Genomic DNA, 22,323 nt, shown 5'->3' with positions numbered 1-22,323 from the left:
CCCGTTACTTCCCCACCCCTGCCTGGAGGGTCTCATGGGTTTAGACGATCTCTTAGGTCTGTTGTTCTTGTTTTTCTTTATTGTTTTGCCCGCCTTGCAGGGCTTATTGCGGCGAGGACAGCAAATGCCGCCCGATTTTGAGCCCGATGAGATTCCCTTGCCAGGTGAAGAGCGTCGTCCGCCGGTGCAGCCTCGGCAGGCTCAGCCCACCCAGTCGAGCGCTCCTGCACGTCCACCTACTCCCACTCGCCCCCCCGCCAGCAGTACCCCGCCCCCCCGGCCCCTGGTCAGCCAGCCTCCCCAGCCGCCCAGGCCCAAAGCACCGGCAGCCCAGCGCGGCAAGACCCTCGAGGAGATCGAGCGCGAACGCCTGGCCCGCACAGGCTCACGTCCGGCACAGGAGCCTGCTCGGCCTGCCCCCGCAAGGTCAGCCCCGCCAGCCGCCAAGCCCAAAGCCAAACCCTCTGAGCAGTGGGAGTTCTCCACTACGCCGCGTGCTATTCTGAACGGTGTGGTTTGGCATCAGGTGCTGGCCGAACCCAGGAGCAAATATTGGAGAAGAGTACGCAAACCAAAGCGATAATCCCCTTACGCTCACCGCAAGAGGCCCTGGCCTTGCTGGGCCACGGCGACAAACATCTCAAAACCTTGCGCAAGCTCCTCCCGGCTCAGTTGGTGGTGCGCGGGCAGGAAGTGCAAATCACGGGCGACCCCGACGACGTACGGCTGGCCGAGCGGGTAATGCGGGATCTGGTCACCCTGGTGCGCCAGGGAGCTGAGATTGACGCAGGAACCCTCGAGCAGGTCATCCTGGTTGCCGAAAACGGCCAGTCGCTGCCGGTCGAGACCGCTACCCCCAGCCTGGGCAACGAGATTACCCTGCCCGGAAGGCTCAAACCCAAAACCCCCGGACAGCGGCAGTACGTGGAGGCCATCAGCAGCCACGACATCACCTTTGGCATCGGCCCTGCCGGAACCGGCAAAACCTACCTGGCTGTTGCCATGGCCGTGGCCTTCTTGAAAGCCAAGAAAATCAAGCGCATCATCCTGACCCGCCCCGCCGTAGAGGCCGGCGAACGGCTGGGTTTTTTGCCCGGCGACCTGCAGGCCAAAATTGACCCCTACCTGCGTCCGCTCTACGATGCCCTCTTCGATATGATTGATGCCGAGCGCTTTGATCAGTACATCCAGTCAGGGGTGATTGAGGTAGCCCCGCTGGCCTTCATGCGCGGGCGTACCCTCAACGATGCTTTTATCATCCTGGACGAGGCGCAAAACACCACTCCCGAGCAGATGAAGATGTTCCTGACCCGCATGGGCTTCAACAGCCGGGTGGTCATCACCGGCGATATTACCCAGATTGACCTGCCCAAAGCCCAGAAAAGCGGCCTGGTAGAAGCCCTGCGGATTCTCAAGGGCATCCAGGGGATTGCCCAGCAGCGCTTTTTGGAGTCCGACGTGGTGCGGCACCCGCTGGTCGCCCGCATCATCAAGGCCTACGAGTTCCACGAGCACGAAAGCGAGCGCCCCGCGGAGCGTTGAGTTTTGGCGATGGCACAGGTAAATCTGGTAGTCCATACCCCCGCACCCAGGGGCCTGGGCTCACAGCTACGCAAGGCCGTGCAAGGTCTGCTGGCCGACCTGGGCCATCCCGATAAAACCCTCACCATCGTTCTAACCGATGACCAGGAAATTCGCGCCCTCAAGCGGCAGCACTGGGGGGAGGATGCCCCCACCGATGTGCTTTCGTTTCCCACTTACGAACCCGGCGACCCCTTTATGCCTGCCCACCTGGGCGATATTGTGATCAGCCTGGATACCGCCCGTCGTCAGGCGGCGGAACAGGGCCACAGCCTTGTCCAGGAGGTCAAGGTACTGGCCGCTCACTCCTTGTGGCATCTACTCGGGCACGATCACGACTCCGAGGCGGATTGGGAGGGGTTTCAGCGGGTGCAAGCCCGCATCCTCGAGCTCTAGCAGTCGGGTAAGCTGTTGTGGTTGAGAGTCGCTCGTAACATCCATTCAGCACACCCCTGCCAAGCCCCATGCCCACCCTGACCCCTCCCCCCAAACCCGGCTCTGACCCCCTACCCCTGCGGGGCCTGCGCGCCTCTTTTGCCTATGCCTGGGCGGGAGTTCAACTGGCCTGGAAAAGCCAGCGCAACTTTCGCCTCGAGGTTTACATCGGCGCTATTGCGCTGGGTCTGGCCCTGTGGCTGCAGGTCAGCCTGGTGCCGGTGTTGCTGCTGATTGCCCTGGTGCTGGGCCTGGAGTTGCTCAACACCGCCCTCGAGGCGGTGGTGGATCTGGTCTCACCCAACTTTCATCCCCTGGCCAAGGCTGCCAAGGACGTCGCGGCGGCCAGCGTGCTGATCGTCAGTGGAATTGCCGCTCTGATCGGGGTTCTCCTATTTTTACCGCCGCTTGTGAGCCGGCTAGGGCTGTGGTAAACTTCCGCCTAGTAGCGTATGGACTCCCCTTCCAAACGTAGCCCTGGCATTGCCCTGGAACGCTCCGGGGCGAGTTAGTTTCTGGATGGGTCGAACGCGAACCCTATGGAAAGTATCCCTGGCAGTTTTGGAATCATCGTCCTGCTCATCCTGATCAATGCTTTTTTTGTCGCCGCCGAGTTCTCCCTGGTGGCGATCCGGCGCAGCCGGGTCGAACAAATGGCCGACTCTGGCTCCTGGCAGGGCGGTCTGCTCAAGCAGGCCATGGCCCGGCTCGACACCTACATCGCCACCACCCAGCTCGGTATCACCGCCACCAACCTGATTCTGGGTGCATTTGGCGAACCTTACGTTACCCGGCTGATTGTGGCGGGCATTGCGGCCCTCTTTGGCCAGACCGAAGCCTCTGTGGCTGCCGAGAGCAGCCTGCTCTCCACCATCAGTTTTGCCATCTCGGTCATCATCATTACGTTTGTGACGGTGCTTTTTGGGGAGCTGATTCCCAAAGGCATCGCGCTTCAACGTACCGAGCAGGTTGCAGGCTTCACCATCCTGCCGCTCAATGTTTTTCAGCGCCTGACTGCTCCTCTGGTATGGCTATTCAATCGCAGCGGCAACTTCTTCCTGAAGCTTATGGGGCTGAGGGAAGCGCCTTCTCATTCCATGGTGGGGAGCGCCGAAGAGCTCAAGCTGATTGTCGAGGCTTCTTCGAAAGAAGGCGTGCTGGACGAGAGCGAAGGCGAGATTATCAGCCAGATTCTGGATCTGGAAGAGACCCCGGTGCGCTCGATTATGGTGCCACGGGTGGAGATGGTCGCTATCTCGGCAGAGGCTTCGCTGCGAGAGTTCTGGAATACCGCCCGCGAACACCGCTACTCGAGGGTTCCGGTTTACCAGGACACCATAGACAACATCATTGGGGTAGCCTACGCCAAGGATTTGCTCGAGTACAGTGGAGCCGTACTGGACAGCACCAAGGTAGGCAGCATCTGCCACCCCGCCTACTTTGTGCCCGAGACCATGGGAGCGCGGGAACTCCTGCGCGAGATGCGCCGCCGCAAAACCCACATGGCCATTGTGGTGGATGAGTTCAAGGGCACCGCCGGCCTGATTACCCTCGAGGACATCATCGAAGAGATCATCGGAGAGATTTACGACGAGTCCGACGAAGAGGAAGCCGCCCCGGTGCAGGAGGTGTCCGAAGGGGTCTACATGCTGGATGCCTCCATCCCCCTGGAGGACGCCTCGGAGAAACTGGGCATCGAGCTACCCGAGGGCGAGTACGATACCCTGTCGGGCTTCCTGATGAACGAGTTTGGGCGCATCCCCGAGGTGGGGGAAAAGCTCGAGTACGGCGGCTTTGAGTTCATAGTAGAAATGGCCGACCCCAGGGGCATCGAACGGGTACGAGCCCAGAAGAAAACCCCCCAGCCCAGCGACGACGAGACCCTGAGCGAGTCGGTAACCCCTGAGGAAGCCTAGGGGTAGGTGCAGTATGCTGGAAGCGTGCCCAAAACACCCAAGAAGGTACTGGAACAATTGCACCTGCTTCTAACCCGCTCCTACGCCCCTTACTCTGGCTTTGCTGTTGCGGCAGTCATCAAATCCAGATCGGGCCGATTATACGGCGGCGTGAACGTAGAAAACGCAGCCTATCCCCTATCGCGCTGCGCCGAACAGTCGGCGACTTTGCAAATGGTCTCGGCGGGCGAGCGAGAGATTGCCGAGGTTTGGGTAATGAGTCGGGGCAAACAGCCCGCGACCCCTTGCGGTGGATGTCGACAGGTGCTGAGCGAGTTTGCCCACCCCGAGACCCCGGTGCACTGCCTCAGCGCCGACGGCCCCGAGTTTCATACCACTCTCGGCGAGCTTCTGCCCCACGCCTTTTCCAAGCAGTACCTGGATGGGCCGGAGAGCGGGTAGGTGCTCTTCATGCCAAATCTTACTCATGGTGACACCAAAGTGGAATGGAGCAATGGGCCGAAGGACTGCCCTAGTTGCTTGGCGTGAAAGCCTGAATCAACTGAGGGTGTCTCCCCGTTTCAACCAGCGTCCCAGCTCATGGTCAATAGTCAATAGTCAATAGTCAATAGTCAATGGACTATAGACCATAGACTATAGACCATATCAACTGGGGCTTTATGCATCATTTTATTGTAGAGCTGTAACCCTGCTCAGCCCCGCAAGCGCTCTTGAAGATACTGGGCTAGCTCCTTGACGGACACCCTTTCCTGCTGCATGGTATCGCGGTCGCGCACCGTTACGGTGTCTTGCAGGGTGGTACTGCCGTCCTGGCTCTTGCCGATGGTGTCGTAGTCAACCGTTATGCAGAAGGGCGTACCCACCTCGTCGTGGCGGCGGTAGGCCTTGCCGATGTTGCCGGTGTCCTCGTAGAGCACCCGCCCAAAGCCCAGCGCCTGTAGCTCGGCCTTGAGACGGCGGGCATAGCTAGTAATTTCCTCCTTGTTTTTGGCCAGGGGAATGACCGCTACCTTAATGGGGGCCAGGTGCGGTTTGAGCCTCAACACCACACGTTCTTCCCCATTTTCCAGCTTTTCTTTGGTGTAGGCTTCGGCCAGAATCGCCAGAACCCCCCGATCCACCCCCGCCGAGGGCTCAATCACAAAGGGCACGAACCACTGCTTGGTTTCCGGATCCTGGACGGCCAGTTTGGCGGTGGAGTCGTGGTTTTCCAGCACCCGGGCCTGGATGCCCAGCTCGGCCTGGCCCTTGGTGTGGCTGCCCAGGTCGTAGTCGCTGCGGTTGGCAATGCCCTCGATTTCCTCAAAGCCCAGGGTGGGGTAGTTGTACATCAGGTCGAAGGTGCGCTTGGAGTAGTGCGAGAGGTCTTCTTTGGGCACGTCCAGCACCCGGATTTGCTGGCGGGGGATTCCCTGGGCCTCCCACCACTGCAGACGGGTCTCGAGCCAGCGTTCATGCCACTCTTCGTCGGTGCCGGGTTTGACGAAGTACTCAATTTCCATCTGCTCGAACTCGCGCACCCGGAAGATGAAGTTGCGGGGGGTGATTTCGTTGCGGAAGGCCTTGCCAATCTGGGCGATGCCAAATGGCAGCCGGCGGGACGTGGAGTCCAGCACGTTTTTGAAGTTGACGAAGATGCCCTGTGCGGTCTCGGGGCGCAGGTAGCCGTAGGAGTCTTCGTCGGCCACCGGGCCAATGCTGGTCTTGAACATCATGTTGAAGGGGCGGGGGGGCGTCCAGTCGCCCGGCGCACCGTCGGCGGGGTCCACTACCCGAGTGGAGTTCATGGCCAGGGCGGCCTTTTCCGGCTCGGCCAGCAGGCGCGAGACCAGCGCCGCCAGGTTGTCGCTCTCGTGCAAGCCCATGGCCTGCGACAGCGCTGCCAGCACCTCGGGTTTTTGCTCCTTGAGCAGGTGATCCAGGCGGTAGCGCTTTTTGGAGACCCGGTTATCTACCAGGGGGTCGGAAAAGGTGGCCTCGTGGCCGGAATAAAAGAGCACCAGCCGGTGGGTGAGGATGCTGGCGTCCAGCCCCTCCATATCGTCGCGCTCGTAAACCATGGCTTTCCACCAGGCCGCCTTAAGGTTGTTTTTCAGCTCGACCCCCAGCGGGCCGTAGTCGTAGGTGCCCTGGAGCCCCCCGTAAATGTCCGAGCCGGGAAAAATGAACCCCCGGCGCTTGCACAAACTCACCAGTTCTTCCATCGTTTCAGCAGGCATATTGCTCCCTTCGTTCGCCTCGAGGTTCGGGAGTCTAGGCCCTTTCTTCCTCTTAGCGGTAAGCCGCGCCGCAGAATAAAAAAATCCCCGGCACGAATGCCTGGGGACGAAAGTTCAAGACTGAAGCCTCCGCGGTTCCACCCCAGTTCCTCGAGGGGGGGTTCCCTCGAGGCCCTTTGAGCTGCGCTGAAGTATGGCCCGCTGCCCTTCACCCGGTTCTTGGCTGCCTGGCTCACACCCTCCCAGGCTCGCTGTAGCGGAACGCCGGGCTACTCCTGCGGTTCGGCGCAAGTTTTAGGCTAACACATAGCGCCGCGCCTAGCAAGGATTTTGCTATCCTGAAGCCATGCCCCGGCTCGAGCCCCCGGTCAGAATAGGCCTCACAGTGGAGGAGTTTCTCCACTTTGAGCTTGGTTCGCAGGAAAAGCACGAGTTCGTCCAGGGTCAAATTTTCCTGGTGGCTGGCGGAACCCGGCGTCACAACCGCATTACTGTTCGACCGGGTAGCTTGCTCGAGAATCAGAGCCAGAATAGCCATTGTCTGGTAGCGATTGCCGATACGCTGGTGCAGGCTGCAGATGCCCTGTATTACCCCGATGTCATGCTTTACTGCGAGCAAGAGGAAGATGCCAGGGTCGTAAAAAAACCCCTGTCTGATTGTAGAAGTCCTGTCCGACCGCACTGCCGAGACAGACCGGGGAGAGAAATGGCTCAACTACCAAACTCTAAGCAGTCTGCAAATGTATGTCTTGCTCGAGCAAACCACCCCTCGAGCCGAGGTATTCAGGCGGGTGGAGGGCGGCTGGTTTTACGAAAAAATCGAGAGCGGCATGCTGCGGCTATCCTGCATAGACCTCGAGGTTACGCTCGAGGACATCTATTCCCGGCTGGATTAGCCCAGGTCAAACCAGCCTGGTGCATTCCCCGTGCAACACCTTCGGTTATGGCACTACAAAAAAAATGAACCGGGTAAAGCAAAATCCTAAAATGATTACGAACCTGCTAACGCCCTAACAATCGAGCTAGACCGGCCAGAACAAACGTCGTCTGGAGCCTTTAGCGAAGTCAGGCCAACCTTTCTTTTAGGTTCAGTAAGCGGCTTTAGCAACGCTTCGTAACGTGTGGCGCAAACACCTAAAAGGAGCGAGGCATACTGTATTATTGAGGTAGGGAAAAAGCGGCGCCATGAACACTTGCACTACATACCAGGAGGTTTGCGCTTGAACAGGTACGACGATCGCGCCAGGTTGGTATTTCACTATGCCAGGGAGGAAGGGAGCCGACTGGGTCATAGCATGATCGGGCCGGAGCACCTGCTTCTGGGCCTGATGCGCGAAGGGGGTACAGCCGCACGCATCCTGATGGAGTATGGTGCGAGCCTCGAGGCCATGCGCCGCATGGTCGAAGAACTGGTGGGCCGGGGCGAGGGCAGCCGCACCGGCGAACCCCCCGCCATCACCCCCCGCGCCCGGCGGGTCATGGAGCTGGCCGGAGCCGAGGCCCGCAACATGTCCAGCCAGGTAATCGGCACCGAGCACATCCTGCTGGGCATCATCCGCGAGGGCGACGGCATCGCTTATCGCATCATGACCCACTACGCCAAGGATGTGGACACCATCCGCTGGCGGGTGCTGTCACAAGCGGGTGAGCAAACCAAGGAAAAAGCGGTGGCCACACCTTTCCTGGACGAGTACGGGCGCGACCTGACCCGCGAGGCCCGCGAGGGCAAACTCGACCCGGTGATTGGCCGGGCCGAAGAGATTAACCGGGTCATCCAGATTCTGGCCCGCCGCACCAAGAACAACCCGGTGCTGGTCGGCGACCCCGGCGTGGGCAAGACCGCTATTGTGGAGGGGCTGGCCCAGGCCATTGTGGAAGGGCGCGTTCCACCGGTGCTGCGCGGGGCCCGCATCGTCTCGGTTGACCTGGCCGGAGTGGTGGCGGGTACCAAGTACCGGGGCGAGTTTGAAGAACGCCTGCGGCAGATTATCGAAGAACTCAAAAATGCCAAAGTGGTGGCTTTCATAGACGAGCTGCACACCCTGATTGGGGCCGGGGGCGCCGAGGGCACCCTGGACGCCGCGAACATCCTTAAGCCGCCTCTGAGCCGGGGGGAGATACAGGTTATCGGGGCTACCACCACCGGCGAGTACCATCGCTACATCGAAAAGGACGCGGCCCTCGAGCGCCGCTTCCAGCCTGTGATTGTGCTCGAGCCCACCCCCGAGGAGACCCTGGAAATCCTCAAAGGTCTGCGTCCGCGCTACGAGGCCCACCACGGGGTGGTGATTCCCGATGAAATCCTGGGCCTCTCGGTCAAGATTGGCATTCGCAGCCTGCCCGGGCGCAACTTCCCCGACAAGGCCATTGACCTGATTGACGAGGCCGCCAGCCGGGTGCGCCTGAACGACTCGCTGGGCCTGCCGGTGGCCATGGACGAGGACGGCACCCCTCTGGTGGCCCGCGAGGACGTCGAGAGCGTGGTGGACTCCTGGGGCGGGGTCTACGTGGACGACAAGGACGACAGCAAGCTCTTTGGCCTGGAAGAAGAGCTCAACAAGCGGGTCATCGGCCAGAAAGAGGCCGTCGAGGCGCTGGCCGCAGCCCTGCGGCGCAGCCGGGTGGGCCTGGGCGGGCGTACCCGGGTCTCGGCCAGTTTCCTGTTTGTTGGCTCTTCGGGGGTGGGCAAAACCCACCTGGCCAAAGCCCTAGCCGAGGTGCTGTTTGGCAGTGAGCGGGCCCTGATCCGCTTCGACATGAGCGAGTTCCAGGAACCCCACTCCATCTCCAAGCTCATCGGGGCCCCGCCGGGCTACGTGGGCTACGAGCAGGGGGGCCGCCTGACCGAGGCAGTGCGCCGCCAGCCCTTCAGCGTGGTGCTGCTCGACGAAATCGAGAAAGCTCACCCCGACATCTACAACACCTTCTTGCAGGTGCTCGACGAGGGCCGCCTCACCGACGGCCTGGGCCGCACGGTGGACTTCCGCCGGGTTATCTTGATCATGACCTCCAACACCGGTTTCAACGTAGGGCCCGCCATCGGCTTCACCAACCGGGAGGTGGACACCGAAAGCCCGCTCAAGGCCCTCTTTACGCCGGAGTTCCTAGACCGCCTGGACGAGGTGATTCGCTTCCGCAACCTGAATGAGGCCGAACTGGTGCAGGTGGCGCAAATTATGCTCGAGGACATCGCCAAAGAGCTCGAGTCCCGCGAGAAAACCGTCCGCTTCGACCCCGCCGTGGCCTCCTGGCTGGTCGAGCAGGCCCCCAAGCAGGGCAGCACTCGAGTCCTGCGTAACCTGATCCGCGAAAAGATCGAAGACCCCCTCTCGCTCGAGCTGCTCTCCCGCCCGGGCCGCACCCTCTTCGTAACCCTCAAGGACGGCGGCATCACCTTCGAGGAACAGGAGCTGAGTATGGGCCTGGCATAAGCAAAACCCCCTGGCAACCTCCCCGCGCATGGGGAGGTTTTTAGCTGCGCCACGCCGCTTGCTGGCGTTGTAAGTGGCCCGGTCTGCGATACCCAGCAAGCCTACCACAGGCTATGAAAAAACGCCTCGATAGACTTGCGGAAGCGTCAGCATAGCATCCAGGCACGGCAGCGGAATTTCCCCATCTCCGGCCAGGTTCTGGTGCTGCCAGGCTCCCTCTGCGTTACGCCAGAAGTGCCGAACAAAGTAGCTCTCGGGGTCTACGATCAGGTAGGTTTGCAGACTGGGCAGGCGACTGTATTGCAAGCGTTTCTCGCGCAGGTCTATCGCTGCCGTGGCGGGCGAAAGCACCTCCACCAGAATGCAGGGTTCGGTCTCGTAGTAGGGATCGGGCTCGGGTTTGTTGCATACCACCATTACGTCGGGGTAGTAGAAAAGCTTCTCGGCATCGCTGCCAGCATCCACCCCAATGTGCAGCTTCATGCCCTCCTGATAAACCCGACAGGGCTTCCCTTGGGCCAGTTGCCAGAAATGCACGTAGATATTCCCCGCCACCCGATTGTGACGACTGCTTCCGCCTGCCATCGCGTAGACCTGCCCGCCCACATATTCATGGCGGACTTGGCTGGAAAGCTCACCCTCCAGATATTCCTTAGTACTAATGGTTTCTACGGATCGAACCATGCGTAGATTGTAACTCCCAAGACGGTAGGGAATGGTAGGGCTCGAGCTCACAGGCTCTTATCATAATCACAACGGTTTCCTGATCTCGGCTCAACCCAATCCACAAGGCTCTACCCAAGCCCCCGTATGGGTAATCGGTGTGCGCTGGAAGGTCAGTGCTGCTATTGCAATCTGCATCCAGAGGGGTTGCACAACGAGTTGGGATTGGTGTTGACGCTGGTTGAAACAGGGACACACCCGGTATCCCCTTACTTCTTATTGCCCACCTGGTCACTCAAAATGCTGTCGAGCGAACCCGCGCTAAACTTCTCGATCTTCTCCGAGATGCGCTCGAGGTCCACGTAGGTAAACGAAAAAGCGTGACGCTCGTCGGCAGGGTGAAATTCTCGATAAATTTCACGCCAGTCCTGGTCGTTCCACGCAGGAAAAAAAGTGTCTGCATCCGGTACTAAGGTATCCACCAAGGTCAGATACATGTGCGTAGCAAGGGGCAGGCAGAGGGCGTAAATTTCCCCACCCCCAATGACCATCAGCTCCTCGTCGAGCTTCAGGGCTTCTTCTAAAGAATGCACGACCTCTACCCCATCAGCCCTGAAGCTGGGGTCGTGGGTAAGCACCACGTTGCGCCGCTGGGGGAGCGGGCGGCCAATGCTCTGGTAGGTCTTGCGCCCCATCAACACGGTTTTGCCCAGGGTGAGCGCCCTGAAGCGCTTGAGGTCATCGGGCAGGTGCCAGGGCAGAGCGCCCGCGCGCCCAATGGCGCGGTTCTGATCCATGGCGGCCACCAGGGCTATCTTTCGGGCCATAACTCAGACCGCCACCGGGGCCGCAATGCGCGGGTGCGGGTGGTAGCCCTCCAGCACGATATCCTCAAACCTAAAGGCGAACAAATCCTTCACGTTCGGGTTGAGCCGCACCGTGGGCAAAGGCCGGGGCTCGCGGGAAAGCTGCAGGCGGGCCTGCTCAAAGTGGTTCTGGTAGAGGTGCGCGTCGCCCAGGGTGTGGATGAACTCGCCCGGCTGCAGGCCCGTAACCTGGGCCAGCATCAGCGTGAGCAGCGAGTACGAGGCGATGTTGAAGGGCACCCCCAGGAAGATGTCGGCGCTGCGCTGGTAGAGCTGGCAGGAGAGCCGCCCCTGGGCCACATAGAACTGAAACAGAATATGGCAGGGGGCCAGAGCCATGCGGGGCAGGTCGGCTACGTTCCAGGCGCTCACCACCAGCCGGCGTGAGTCGGGGTTGCGCTTGATCTCCTCCACTACCCAGGCCATCTGGTCTATGGTCTGGCCGTTCGCCCCTTCCCAGCTCCGCCACTGCTTGCCGTACACCGGCCCCAGCTCGCCGTCCTGGTCAGCCCACTCGTCCCAGATGGTCACCCCGTTTTCGCGCAAATAGCGGATGTTGGTCTCGCCCCGCAAGAACCACAAAAGCTCGTACACCACGCTCTTCCAGTGAACTTTTTTGGTGGTGACCAGCGGGAAGCCCGCCGACAGGTCGAAGCGCATCTGGTAGCCAAACACCGAGCGGGTGCCCACCCCGGTGCGGTCGGGCTTGTCCACCCCGCGCTCGAGCACGTATTTCATCAGCTCGTGGTACTGCCGCATGGTGGTCAGTCTATCAGGATTTCCCCTGGATGCGCTTCAGGAGCCGATAGGCATAGAGCGGAGCGTAAAAATACGCCGCCGATCCAAAGCCGGTGAGGGCATAGCCGCCGGGAATTTCTTTCAGGTAGTGCGGGTCAAGCCGGTAGCGCACCCCGGCCCAGGACGAACTATAAGCAGGCCGGTAGCCCAGCAGTTTTTCGGCCTCGGATAGCAGCCACTCGATTTCGTGGGGCTCGGTCTGGTGCGGGGTGTAGGTCTGCCGATGCGGCAGGTAGCTACCCCCCAGGCTGTGACCCGCCACGTACACGCCATACGAACGGGCCTGCTTGAAATGCTCCTGGGTCTGAAGCACCGAACCCGGCGTGAACCGCCCCCCCAGGCCCACCAGATGCGCCCCGCTGGCCCCTCCGGCGTACACCACCAGACCTGCCTGCAGGGTGCGGGGTTCGGGGGTTCGCAGATACAGGGTGTTGTGCTCGAGCCTTTCCACCTCGGCGTAGAGGATGTCCAGGCCCTCGGCCAGGCGGTGCAGCAGGGGGGTGGTCTCGAGCCAGCCCGCGTTTTCCAGGTACAGCCCTTCTTCCAGCCACTGATGGGGAATCCGGCGGCCCTCGAGCTTGCCCTTCCACCCCCCCCGATCCGCCTCGGGCACGGGCCTGAGAATGCCCCGGCGCACCGGCCCAAAGCGGGGGTAAAAGTCCCACAGGGCTTCCAGCGCTTCCTCGGCCTCAGGGGCCACCACACCGCGCTTGCCCCGCACCGGGTTCAAAAGCGCATCCGGCACCCGGCTGGCCTCGCCCAGCTCGCGGGTAACCACCCGCACCTCTTTTCCAGCCTCGTGCAAAAGACGCGCCGCCGCCAACCCGGCAATGCCGGCGCCAATAACCACTACTTCGGCCCCGGTCTTCACGCCATCAGCAGGGGAATGGTAGCAGGTTCCTGGGCCCCCACCACCTCCCCAAACAGCATGTGCGGGGTGGCCTGCTTGACCACCACCTGGTAAAGCCCCGGACGAGGGGCCTGGACTGCCGGGAGCAGAGTAGGGTGGTTGCCCCGGGTGTGGCCCTCCACGTAGCTCTCGTCCTTGGCCGCACCGCGTACCAAGACCTCTACGGTCTGGCCCACCCAGCGCTGGTTCTGCCGGTAGCTCCAGTCCTTTTGTTTTTCGATGAGCCGCTGAAGCCGCTCCACCTTCAGCTCGCGGGGCAGATCCTGGAAGTGTTTGTAGCTCGGCGTGCCGGGGCGGGGGGAGTAGATGAACATATAGGCCGAGTCGTAGCCCACCTGGTCGTAGAGCGAGAGGGTTTCCTGGAAGTCTTCCTCGGTCTCGCCCGGAAAGCCCACAATCAGGTCGGTAGAAAGAACCACATCGGGCATGGCTTCGCGGATGGCCCGGATGCGATCCAGATACCACTCGCGCCGGTACTCCCGGCCCATGCGGCGCAAAACGCGGTTCGAGCCCGACTGCACCGGCAGGTGGATGTAGCGGCAGACCGAGGGGGTCTCGGCGATGGCGGCAATCACGTCGTCGGTGAAGTTGACCGGGTGGGAGGTGGTGAACTTGATGCGGGGAAGGCCCATCTGGCCCACCATCCGCAAGAGCTCGGCAAAGCTTGGGAAGCCGGGCTGATCCTTGCCGTAGGAGTTGACGTTCTGGCCCAGCAGGGTAACCTCCACCACCCCGGCGGCCTTGAGCTGTTCGATCTCGCGCAGGATGAGGTCAGGGTGGCGGGAGACCTCGGGGCCCCGCGTGGTGGGCACAATGCAGTAGGTGCAGTGGTGGTTGCAGCCGCGGATGATGCTCACAAACGCCGATAGGGCGCCCTGGGGCGCAGGGGGCAGGTGGTGGGTGAGTTCTTCGCGGAAGCTCAAGTCCCAGAACTTGTGTTTGGACTCTATGGCCTTGCCAATCTCGGTAAGCGCCCCCGGCCCCAGCAGCACATCCACTTCAAACTTGCGGGCCATCTGCTGGCCCTCCTCGAGCTGGGCCAGGCAGCCCATCATGCCCACCAACAGGGGCCGATTTTCCTTGGCCTTGCGCAGCTCACCCAGCAGAGAGCGCACCTTCTCGACAGGCTTGCCGCGCACCGCGCAGGTGTTGACCAGCACAAAGTCGGCTTCCTGCCAGGTGTCTACAAATTCCGCGCCCAACGATACCAGCTCGCTTTTCACGAGGTGGGTATCGTACTCGTTCATCTGACAGCCGTAGGTAATGATGTTGGTTTTCATGCGAACCTCGAGGCTGACCGGAGGGATTCCGGGGCCACACAGACCTTCAGTGTAACAGAGTTATTCGGAGGGTTCACCCTGCATCAGGCCCTCTTCTATCAGTTGCATCAGGCGGGGCTCCTCGGCGGGAATGTTGTCGCGCAGGCGGGCCGCCGCCACAATGGGCATCCAGGACTTTAGCTCGGCCAGGTCGAGGCCCGAGAAGGTCTGGTAGTGCTCGAGGTAGGTCTGGTAAAAAAGCTCGCGCTGCTGCATGATTTCTTCGCGCCCCGGCAGGTCGGGCGGGAGTTCGCTATACAGCACCAGCAGGGTGGTGCGGGCCATATCGGCCAGGGGGTTGCCGCGCATGGCGCCGGGCCAGTCCACCACATACACCCCGTCATCCCCTACCAGCACGTTCTCGGGGTGAAAGTCGCCGTGGCACAGCGCGGTTCCGTCGGGCAAGCGCTCCAGATGGCTGAGCAGGGCCGAGCGCAGCTCGAGCGGTAGTCGGCTGGCCTCGATGCGGCGAATGAGGTGCAGGCGCTGGGACGGCAAATGTCCAGCCGCTTTGTTGTGAAGCTGGCGGTGCAGGGCCCCCAGCATCTGGGCTGCAAAGCGCAGGCGGGTGGGGTCGGTCTGGATGTAATCGGTAAGCGGCACCCCTTTGATCCACTGCAAAACCAGGCCCCAGCGACCCTCAAACTCCAGTACGTCTTCTACCCTGGCGGAGGGCACCCCCATCAGCCAGACCTGCTGGGTCAGGCGCGCTTCTAGCTCGGCGTCGGCCTGAGAAAACTCCGGCCAGAGCAGCTTCAGCACGTAGCCGTCGGCCCAGGCATATACCTCGGCTTCGCGCCCCTGTCCCAGCCGCGTGAGCAGCATCCTGGCTGTAGGATACCCGCTTCCAGGGCCACACACCAAGGTAAGCATGGCAGGCGCTACGGTGAACTGCCACAAGGCTTGACGTTTGGTATACCAAACTTTATACTCCTGGCAATGACGAATCCCTTCGCGCAGCGCCTACTACGCCCCGCTCGAGGGGTCTAGTTTGCCGTCGTCACAGGCCCCAGAGCAAAACGTCTCTGGGGTTTTTGCTCAAGGTATCGGATAAAGGAGGCACAAAGCAATCATGGGAAAAAGCCTGTATGAAAAAGTCTGGGAGAGCCACGCGGTACGTACCCTGCCCAACGGGCAAACGCAGCTCTTCATCGACACCCACCTGATCCACGAGGTCACCAGCCCCCAGGCCTTCGGGATGCTGCGCGACCTCGGCCTCAAGGTGCGCTTCCCCGAGCGCACCTTCGCCACGGTAGACCACATCGTGCCCACCCACAGCCTGCAAGAGCCCTTCGCCGACCCCCAGGCCGACGAGATGATCCGTCAGCTCCGCAAGAACGTGCAGGAGTTTGGCATCACCTTTTTCGATGTGAGCTCGGGTAAGCAGGGAATTGTGCATGTGATTGGCCCGGAAAACGGCATCACCCAGCCCGGCATGACCATCGCCTGCGGCGACTCCCACACCTCCACCCACGGGGCCTTTGGGGCCATTGCCTTTGGTATCGGCACCACCCAGGTACGCGACGTGCTGGCCACCCAGACCATGGCGGTGAGCAAACTCAAGGTGCGCCGGATTAACGTGAACGGCAAGCTGCGCCCCGGCGTCTACGCCAAGGACGTGATCCTGCACATCATCAAGGTGCTGGGGGTGAACGGGGGCATCGGCTACGCCTACGAGTACGGCGGCGAGGTGTTCGATAACTTCAGCATGGAAGAGCGCATGACGGTCTGCAACATGAGCATCGAGGGGGGGGCCCGCATCGGCTACGTCAACCCCGACCAGACCACCTTCGACTACCTGAAGGGCCGCCCCTACGCCCCCAAAGGCGCTGAGTGGGACAAAGCCGTCGAGCGCTGGAAGGCGCTGGCTTCTGACAAGGACGCCACCTACGACGACGTGGTGAACATCCGCGCCGAGGACATCGCCCCTACCGTGACCTGGGGCATCAACCCCGGCCAGGGCTGCGCCATTACCGACCGCGTCCCCGACCCCGCCCTCTACCCCGAGGCCGAGCGGGCCGGCCTCGAGGAAGCCCTCAAGCACATGAAGTTAAAGCCCGGCCAGCCCATCAAGGGGGTGAAGGTGGATGTGGCCTTTTTGGGCAGTTGCACCAACGGTCGGCTCTCGGACTTCCGCGAAGCCGCCAAGTACCTCAAGGGCCGCAAGGTAGCCCCCGGCGTGCGGGCCATTGCGGTACCGGGCTCCCAGCAGGTAGCCAAAGCCTGCGAAGAGGAGGGGATTGACCGGATCTTCATCGAGGCCGGGTTTGAGTGGCGGGGTGCCGGGTGCAGCATGTGCCTGGCCATGAACCCCGACAAGCTGATAGGGGACGAACTCTGCGCCTCCTCCTCCAACCGCAACTTCAAGGGCCGCCAGGGCAGCGCCACCGGGCGCACCGTGCTGATGTCGCCGGTGATGGTGGTGGCCGCCGCCGTGACCGGTGAGGTAAGCGACGCACGGGAAGTGTTTGGGGTGGGCGAGCTGGTGGGCGCGTAGTGCTAACCTAAAGCTATGGTGCAAGACCGCAAACCCACCTCCGAGCCCCCCCGGCTGCACCGCTTCACCCTCGAGCAGTGGCACCGGATGCGGGAAGCAGGCATCCTGACGGAGGACGAGCGGCTGGAGTTTGTAGATGGTCAGGTTGTGGAAATGAGTCCGGTCAACCGCCCTCACGCCTCTTGCGTGAAACGCCTCTTGCAGGCTTTTTCACTCCAGCTTGGGGATCGCGTCATCGTCTCGGTGCAAGACCCTCTTCTGGTGGGCACAGACGAGTTCTACCCGGATGTAGTGCTGCTTAAACCCCGGCCCGACTTCTACCACGACAAAGACGCCAGCGCCGAGGATGCCCTACTGGTGGTGGAGGTGGCCGACACCAGCCTTGCAACCGACCAGGGCCTTAAGGCGTCCAAATACGCCGCAGGCGGGGTGGTGGAGTACTGGGTGGTGGATCTGAATGGCGCACGGGTCTGGGTCTATCGGGAGCCCAAAAACGGGGTCTACACCCGGATTCAAGCCCTGGAAGGCAGCGCCTACCTGACCCCGCTGGCCCTGCCTTCGGTTCAGCTGACCGTAGAGCAAGTGCTGGGAAGAACAACCCCATGAGCCGTATCCTGCTCGGACTTAGCCTGGTGGCTGCCTCGGTGCTGCTCTCCATCGCCACCCTGGTACTGTGGCTTCAGAGCCTGAGCAACAACCCCGCCGGAGCCTGGGCCGTCTTTGTACTGGGCTTTGCCCTGGTTTCAGCCGCCGCGCTGCTGGGGGTATGGAACATCTCAAGGGGTATCAAAACCGACCACGACGACGAAAGCAAAACCTGACCCGTTTTGCTCAAAGCATCCGCACAAGGAACCAAAGGAGTACACATGGCCTTAGAACCCATCAAACAAGTCATCGGACGCGCGGTTTATGTTCCCGGTAACGACATCGACACCGACCGCATCACCCCCGCACGGTATCTGAAGGTAGTCACCTTCGACGGGCTGGGCGAGGCGCTCTTCTACGACGAGCGCTTCAATCCAGACGGCTCCGAGAAACCCCACCCCCTGAACGACCCCCGTTTCAAGGGCGCCTCGATCATGCTGGTCGGGGCCAACTTTGGCTGCGGCAGCAGCCGCGAACACTCCCCACAGGCCATCTACCGGGCCGGGTTCCGCGCCCTCGTGGGCGAGAGCTTTGCCGAAATTTTCTTTGGCAACTCCACAGCCCTTTCGATGCCGTGCGTGACGGCGGATAAATCCGAGATTGCGGCGCTGGCTGAGGCCATCGAGCAAGACCCCGGTTTGCAGGTGACGGTGGATGTGGAGAACCTCGAGGTGCGCTACGCCGACAAAGCCTTCAAGGTAAACCTGCCTGCCACGGCCCAGAAGGCCCTGGTAGAAGGGCGCTGGGATCCGATTGCCGACCTGCTCGAGGCCGGCGATTTACTCGAGCAAGCCTCGGCCCGCCTGCCCAAAGCTGTGCTGAGCTAAAAGAAAGGATTTGCATGCCCAAGATTGCCCTGCTTCCCGGAGACGGCATCGGCCCCGAAGTGACCTATGCTGCGGTAGATGTGCTCAAGGCTGCCGACCAGGCTTTTGGTCTGGGCCTCGAGTTTGAAGCCTTCCCCTTTGGCGGCAATGCCATAGACGCTCATGGCGAGCCCTTCCCCGAGGTGACCCGCCAGGGCTGTCTGGCCGCCGACGCCATCCTGCTGGGGGCCATCGGCGGCCCCAAGTGGGACAACGTGCCCCGCCACCTGCGGGCCGAGACCGGCCTGCTGGCCCTGCGCAAGGCCCACGGCCTCTTTGCCAACCTGCGCCCCGCCAAAGTGCTGCCGGGCCTCGAGCACCTCTCCCCCCTCAAGCCCGAAATTGCCCGGGGCGTGGACGTGCTGGTCATCCGCGAGCTAACCGGCGGCATCTACTTTGGTGAGCCCCGTGGCATGAGCGAGGCCGAGGGCTGGAACACCGAGCGCTACAGCAAGCCCGAGGTGGAGCGCATCGCCCGGGTGGCCTTCGAGGCGGCCCGCAAACGGCGGGGCCAGGTGTGCAGTGTGGACAAGGCCAACGTACTCGAGGTCGGCGAGTTCTGGCGCAAGACCGTGGACGAGGTGCACCAAAGCTACCCCGATGTGGCCCTGGAGCACCAGTACGTGGACGCCATGGCCATGCACCTGGTCACCCGGCCCAGCCGCTTCGATGTGGTAGTAACCGGCAACATCTTTGGCGACATTCTGTCCGACCTGGCCAGCGTGCTGCCGGGTTCGCTGGGCCTGCTGCCCTCGGCCAGCCTGGGCGAGCAAACGCCTCTATTTGAACCCGTCCACGGCTCGGCCCCGGACATCGCCGGCAAGGGCATCGCCAACCCCACCGCGGCCATCCTTTCGGCGGCCATGCTGCTGACCCATGCCCTGAACCGCCCGGACGTCGCCAAACGGGTGGAAGATGCCGTAACCGCAGCCCTCTCGACCAACCCCACCCCCGACCTGGGGGGCAAGGCCAGCACCCAGGAGTTCACGCGGCAGGTGGTGGAAAGCTTCCACAAGGTGCTGGCCTGAGACCCATGCCAGATTCTCCTGCGATGCGAAGGGTTCAACCATCACACCCCCTCAAAGCCCAGCTTCCAGCGCATGGAGGGTCTGGCCACGCAGCATTTGACCTGCATTGGGTCAGGTGTCCTCTAGCACTTCTAACCGATTGGACATATACACATAAACATGAAACTCAAAAGCCAGACCTTCATCATCACCGGGGCCAGCCGGGGCATTGGCGAGGCGTTGGCCCTCGAGCTCGCCAGGGCCGGGGCCAACCTGGTAATCGGAGCCCGCAACCAGACCGCCCTCGAGTTCGTCCGCGACGAGGTGCGCAACCTGGGGGTGCGCTGCGAGTCGGTGGCCGGGAGCGCCGCCGATAGCGCCGTAGCCGAAGCCCTGGTCGCCCAGGCGTTGCAAATCGGCCACTTTGTGGGCTTCATTCACAATGCGGGCATCCTGAATGCGGGGCCGCTGGCCTACGAACTGATCGAGTCGCAGTACGACGAAATTATGGATTCAAACGTCAAGGGGGGTTATCAGCTCGCCCGCTTCGCCTATCCCCACCTGATCCGCCAGCCCGGCAGCATCGCGGTGTTTCTGGGCTCGGGTGTGGCCGAGCACAACATCCCGGGAATGGGCATCTATGCCATTGCCAAAGCTGCCGAAGAACACCTGGCCCGGCAACTGGCCATAGAGGCCCCCGAGGTCACCTGCTTCACCTACCGCCCCGGCATTGTCGAGACCGACATGCAAAAACAACTGCGCGAGGCCCAGGGCGGGGGCAGCGAGACCCTGCGCCCTCTGTTCAGGGGCTATAAGGCGCAGGGCCGGGTGCTTACCCCAGAGCAGTCGGCCCGGGCCCTGGTGCGTATCCTGGAAGGCAACCCGCGTAAGTTCCACGGCAAAATTGCCACCCAGAACGATGGTTGATGGAAATTCGAAACCAGACTCTGATTCTGACCCATGCCAGCCACTCGAGGCCTGCCAGGCTTTTGAATAGCGCTGCTATTTGACGGTAAGATGACGAAAAGAACAGCCGAAAGCTAGCGGCCAAAAGCGAAAACATAATCTGAGGTTTGCCTATGCGAAGCGACATCATCAAACAAGGCCCCCAACAAGCCCCCGCCCGCGCCATGCTCCGCGCGGTGGGCATCGGCGATGAGGAGTTCAAGATTCCCTGGGTGGGCATCGTGAACACCTGGACCGAAGGGATGCCCTGCAACTACCACCTGCGCGACCTGGCCGCCGACCTCAAGATCGGGGCCAAGGAGGCCGGTTTTCAGACCTTCGAGTTCGGCGCTCCGGCCATCTCCGACGGCATCAGCATGGGCACAGTGGGGATGCGGGCCTCACTGGTCTCGCGCGAGGTAATCGCCGACTCCATCGAGCTGATTGCCCAGGGCTACCTTTACGACGGCATGGTGGCGCTGGTGGCCTGCGACAAGACCAACCCCGGCAGCATGATGGGGGTGATCCGGGCCAATGTGCCCAGCCTGGTGCTTTATGGCGGCTCCATTGCCCCCGGCTACCTGAACGGCAAGGCCCAGACCGTGGTGAGCGTGTTCGAGGCGGTGGGCCAGTACGCGGCGGGCAAAATTGATGAAAAGCAGCTCGAGGCCGTCGAGCGCACCGCCATCCCCGGTGCGGGGGCTTGCGGCGGGCAGTACACCGCCAACACCATGGCCATGGTGCTCGAGGTGATGGGCTTCTCCCCCATCGGTTACAATGCCATCCCTGCCGTGCACCCCGAGAAAAAGCCCGCCGGACGCCGGGCCATGCAGATACTGGCGGATGCCATCAAGCACAACCGCACCCCCAAGAGCTTCCTGACCAAGAAGAGCTTCACCAACGCCATTGCCGCCGTGGCCGCTACGGGCGGCTCCACCAACGCGGTGCTGCACCTGCTGGCGGTGGCCAAGGAAGCCGGTATCAAGCTGACCTTGGAGGAGTTCGACAAAATCTCCCGCAAAACCCCGGTGATTGCCGACATGCGCCCCTGGGGCCAGTACACCGCCTGGGAGCTCTACGAAGCGGGCGGTATTCCGCTCATTATCCGCCGCTTGATTGAAGGCGGCCTAATTGACGGCGACCAGATGACCGTGAGCGGCAAGACCCTCTGGCAAGAGACCAAAAACGCCAGGGAAACCAGGGGCCAGAAGGTGGTGACCAAAGCCAGCAAGCCCTTCAAGCTCGAGGGCGGGCTGCGGGTGCTCAAGGGCTCGCTGGCCCCGGACGGCGCGGTGCTCAAGCTGGCCGGCACCGAGACCAAAGTACACCGGGGCCCGGCCCGCGTCTTCGACGGTGAGCAGAGCGCCATGAAGGCCGTCCTCAAGAAGCAGATCAAGCCCGGCGACGTGGTGGTGATCCGCTACGAAGGCCCCAAAGGGGCCCCCGGTATGCCCGAGATGCTCTCGGTGACCTCGGCCCTGGTGGGCGAGGGGCTGGGCCCCCACGTGGCCCTGGTGACCGACGGACGCTTCAGTGGCGGCACCAAGGGCCTGATGATTGGCCACGTGGCCCCGGAAGCCTTTGTGGGCGGCCCCATTGCGCTGGTCAAGGAAGGCGACATCATCTCGATTGACTGCGATAAGGGCATTCTGAACCTGGAGGTCTCGGAAAAGGAGCTGGCCAAGCGGGCCAAAGCCTGGAAGCCCCCCAAGCCGCACTACAAAAGCGGCCTGTTCGCCCGGTACGCCGCGCTGGTGAGCAGCGCACGGGAAGGGGCGGTTTTGCAGAAGCCCGAGTAGGCGGGTAGCTATTGATAACTCAACCTACGCAAGCCTCAAGCAGCCGTGTCCAGGAAGGCATACAGGTCACTCCTGTCCAGGGTCAACTTGCGAGCAATGAGCCTGCGACGCAGTACATAAACACCAGAACGGGTCTGTACTTTGAGCCTTTGCAGGTAGAGGTAGGCCAGCAGACCCAAGGTCAGATGCTGGGTGTAGGTCTTGATCTGGCGTTGCTGCACCCCCTGCCAGCCACACGCCTGCTTGAGGATGCGAAAGACCTCCTCAATCGCAGCACGGATGCTGTAGAGCTTCCTGACCCCCCTCCACTCCAGGCTGGGGTCGCTCGTGGCATAAAACTTCCTACCTCTGCGATAGACCCTGACCTCGATGCCTCCCCTGAGCCTGCCCCCCGTCTGCCAGTGGGGGTGACGATAGCGGGTTTGC

At 62.0% G+C, this 22,323-nt stretch carries 23 protein-coding genes and 1 pseudogene; 16 read left to right on the top strand and 8 right to left on the bottom strand.

What is annotated here, in order from left to right; translation table 11 throughout:
* Window positions 1–34: 34 nt before the first annotated feature.
* The 6 genes from J3L12_RS07575 (at window position 35) to cdd (ending at window position 4,373) form a co-directional block, all read left to right on the top strand.
* The gene (locus tag J3L12_RS07575; protein ID WP_208014441.1) at window positions 35–583 is read left to right on the top strand and encodes a hypothetical protein; all 549 of its coding nucleotides are present in this window, start codon (window positions 35–37) and stop codon (window positions 581–583) included.
* Entirely contained in the window at window positions 553–1,542 is a 990-nt protein-coding gene (locus J3L12_RS07570) for a PhoH family protein (protein ID WP_208014440.1), read from the top strand. The genes J3L12_RS07575 and J3L12_RS07570 overlap by 31 nt, the downstream gene beginning before the upstream one ends.
* Before the next feature lie 9 nt (window positions 1,543–1,551).
* The gene (gene ybeY, locus J3L12_RS07565) at window positions 1,552–1,977 is read left to right on the top strand and encodes an rRNA maturation RNase YbeY (protein WP_208014439.1); all 426 of its coding nucleotides are present in this window, start codon (window positions 1,552–1,554) and stop codon (window positions 1,975–1,977) included.
* Between the two features lie 68 nt (window positions 1,978–2,045).
* Window positions 2,046–2,450 carry a diacylglycerol kinase family protein gene (locus tag J3L12_RS07560; RefSeq protein ID WP_208014438.1) on the top strand — a complete coding sequence of 135 codons (405 nt, stop codon included), beginning with the start codon at window positions 2,046–2,048 and terminating at the stop codon, window positions 2,448–2,450.
* Between the two features lie 105 nt (window positions 2,451–2,555).
* Entirely contained in the window at window positions 2,556–3,932 is a 1,377-nt protein-coding gene (locus J3L12_RS07555) for a hemolysin family protein (protein WP_208014437.1), read from the top strand.
* Between the two features lie 24 nt (window positions 3,933–3,956).
* Complete coding sequence (cdd, locus tag J3L12_RS07550) at window positions 3,957–4,373, top strand: cytidine deaminase (protein WP_208014436.1); 417 nt, start codon at window positions 3,957–3,959, stop codon at window positions 4,371–4,373.
* 251 nt (window positions 4,374–4,624) lie between these two features.
* Here cdd and J3L12_RS07545 read toward each other — a convergent pair whose 3' ends face one another.
* Complete coding sequence (locus tag J3L12_RS07545) at window positions 4,625–6,151, bottom strand: glycine--tRNA ligase (protein ID WP_208014435.1); 1,527 nt, start codon at window positions 6,149–6,151, stop codon at window positions 4,625–4,627.
* Between the two features lie 346 nt (window positions 6,152–6,497).
* On the opposite strand from J3L12_RS07545, the pseudogene J3L12_RS16940 reads away from it, so the two are divergent.
* The 3 genes and pseudogenes from J3L12_RS16940 to J3L12_RS07535 all read left to right on the top strand — a co-directional run.
* A pseudogene (locus tag J3L12_RS16940) lies at window positions 6,498–6,725 on the top strand (Uma2 family endonuclease); the annotation flags it as partial.
* 79 nt (window positions 6,726–6,804) lie between these two features.
* The gene (locus J3L12_RS16935; RefSeq protein WP_347708865.1) at window positions 6,805–7,047 is read left to right on the top strand and encodes a Uma2 family endonuclease; all 243 of its coding nucleotides are present in this window, start codon (window positions 6,805–6,807) and stop codon (window positions 7,045–7,047) included.
* 324 nt (window positions 7,048–7,371) lie between these two features.
* Window positions 7,372–9,582 carry an ATP-dependent Clp protease ATP-binding subunit gene (locus tag J3L12_RS07535; protein ID WP_208014434.1) on the top strand — a complete coding sequence of 737 codons (2,211 nt, stop codon included), beginning with the start codon at window positions 7,372–7,374 and terminating at the stop codon, window positions 9,580–9,582.
* 111 nt (window positions 9,583–9,693) lie between these two features.
* Here the strand turns inward: J3L12_RS07535 and J3L12_RS07530 are convergent, their stop codons facing one another.
* The 6 genes from J3L12_RS07530 to J3L12_RS07505 all read right to left on the bottom strand — a co-directional run bounded on the left by J3L12_RS07530 (window position 9,694) and on the right by J3L12_RS07505 (window position 15,011).
* Window positions 9,694–10,266 carry a Uma2 family endonuclease gene (locus J3L12_RS07530; protein ID WP_208014433.1) on the bottom strand — a complete coding sequence of 191 codons (573 nt, stop codon included), beginning with the start codon at window positions 10,264–10,266 and terminating at the stop codon, window positions 9,694–9,696.
* 248 nt (window positions 10,267–10,514) lie between these two features.
* On the bottom strand, window positions 10,515–11,072 hold the full coding sequence (locus J3L12_RS07525; protein ID WP_208014432.1) for a dihydrofolate reductase: 558 nt from the start codon (window positions 11,070–11,072) through the stop codon (window positions 10,515–10,517).
* A 3-nt stretch (window positions 11,073–11,075) separates the two neighbouring features.
* Window positions 11,076–11,870 (bottom strand): thymidylate synthase, encoded by a 795-nt coding sequence (locus tag J3L12_RS07520; RefSeq protein WP_208014431.1) that lies wholly within the window; start codon window positions 11,868–11,870, stop codon window positions 11,076–11,078.
* A 13-nt stretch (window positions 11,871–11,883) separates the two neighbouring features.
* Window positions 11,884–12,780, bottom strand: a complete 897-nt coding sequence (locus J3L12_RS07515; RefSeq protein WP_208014430.1) for an FAD-dependent oxidoreductase — start codon at window positions 12,778–12,780, stop codon at window positions 11,884–11,886.
* Entirely contained in the window at window positions 12,777–14,099 is a 1,323-nt protein-coding gene (gene miaB / locus J3L12_RS07510; RefSeq protein WP_208014429.1) for a tRNA (N6-isopentenyl adenosine(37)-C2)-methylthiotransferase MiaB, read from the bottom strand. The genes J3L12_RS07515 and miaB overlap by 4 nt, the downstream gene beginning before the upstream one ends.
* 60 nt (window positions 14,100–14,159) lie before the next feature.
* Window positions 14,160–15,011 (bottom strand): aminoglycoside phosphotransferase family protein, encoded by an 852-nt coding sequence (locus tag J3L12_RS07505; protein WP_243455046.1) that lies wholly within the window; start codon window positions 15,009–15,011, stop codon window positions 14,160–14,162.
* Between the two features lie 199 nt (window positions 15,012–15,210).
* Here J3L12_RS07505 and leuC point away from each other — a divergent pair, with 199 nt between their 5' ends.
* The 7 genes from leuC to ilvD all read left to right on the top strand — a co-directional run bounded on the left by leuC (window position 15,211) and on the right by ilvD (window position 21,897).
* A complete protein-coding gene (leuC, locus tag J3L12_RS07500) occupies window positions 15,211–16,635 on the top strand; it encodes a 3-isopropylmalate dehydratase large subunit (RefSeq protein WP_208014428.1) in 1,425 nt (474 codons plus the stop codon).
* Window positions 16,636–16,650: 15 nt separating this feature from the next.
* Window positions 16,651–17,241 carry a Uma2 family endonuclease gene (locus J3L12_RS07495; RefSeq protein WP_208014427.1) on the top strand — a complete coding sequence of 197 codons (591 nt, stop codon included), beginning with the start codon at window positions 16,651–16,653 and terminating at the stop codon, window positions 17,239–17,241.
* Window positions 17,238–17,456 (top strand): hypothetical protein, encoded by a 219-nt coding sequence (locus J3L12_RS07490; RefSeq protein ID WP_208014426.1) that lies wholly within the window; start codon window positions 17,238–17,240, stop codon window positions 17,454–17,456. Before J3L12_RS07495 ends, J3L12_RS07490 begins: the two co-directional genes overlap by 4 nt.
* 45 nt (window positions 17,457–17,501) lie before the next feature.
* A complete protein-coding gene (leuD, locus tag J3L12_RS07485) occupies window positions 17,502–18,107 on the top strand; it encodes a 3-isopropylmalate dehydratase small subunit (protein ID WP_208014425.1) in 606 nt (201 codons plus the stop codon).
* Between the two features lie 14 nt (window positions 18,108–18,121).
* Window positions 18,122–19,174 carry a 3-isopropylmalate dehydrogenase gene (leuB, locus tag J3L12_RS07480; protein WP_208014424.1) on the top strand — a complete coding sequence of 351 codons (1,053 nt, stop codon included), beginning with the start codon at window positions 18,122–18,124 and terminating at the stop codon, window positions 19,172–19,174.
* Between the two features lie 159 nt (window positions 19,175–19,333).
* The gene (locus J3L12_RS07475) at window positions 19,334–20,080 is read left to right on the top strand and encodes an SDR family oxidoreductase (RefSeq protein ID WP_208014423.1); all 747 of its coding nucleotides are present in this window, start codon (window positions 19,334–19,336) and stop codon (window positions 20,078–20,080) included.
* A 152-nt stretch (window positions 20,081–20,232) separates the two neighbouring features.
* The gene (gene ilvD, locus J3L12_RS07470) at window positions 20,233–21,897 is read left to right on the top strand and encodes a dihydroxy-acid dehydratase (protein WP_208014422.1); all 1,665 of its coding nucleotides are present in this window, start codon (window positions 20,233–20,235) and stop codon (window positions 21,895–21,897) included.
* Between the two features lie 35 nt (window positions 21,898–21,932).
* On the opposite strand, the gene J3L12_RS07465 is transcribed toward ilvD, so the two are convergent.
* A partial coding sequence (locus J3L12_RS07465; RefSeq protein WP_243455045.1) for a transposase occupies window positions 21,933–22,323 on the bottom strand: 391 nt, incomplete at its 5' end.

Origin of the sequence: Meiothermus sp. CFH 77666, assembly GCF_017497985.1 — a bacterium.
GTDB lineage: Bacteria > Deinococcota > Deinococci > Deinococcales > Thermaceae > Meiothermus.
Note: the sequence above shows the minus strand (reverse complement) of the source record. Positions and strands in the feature narration are given on the sequence as shown.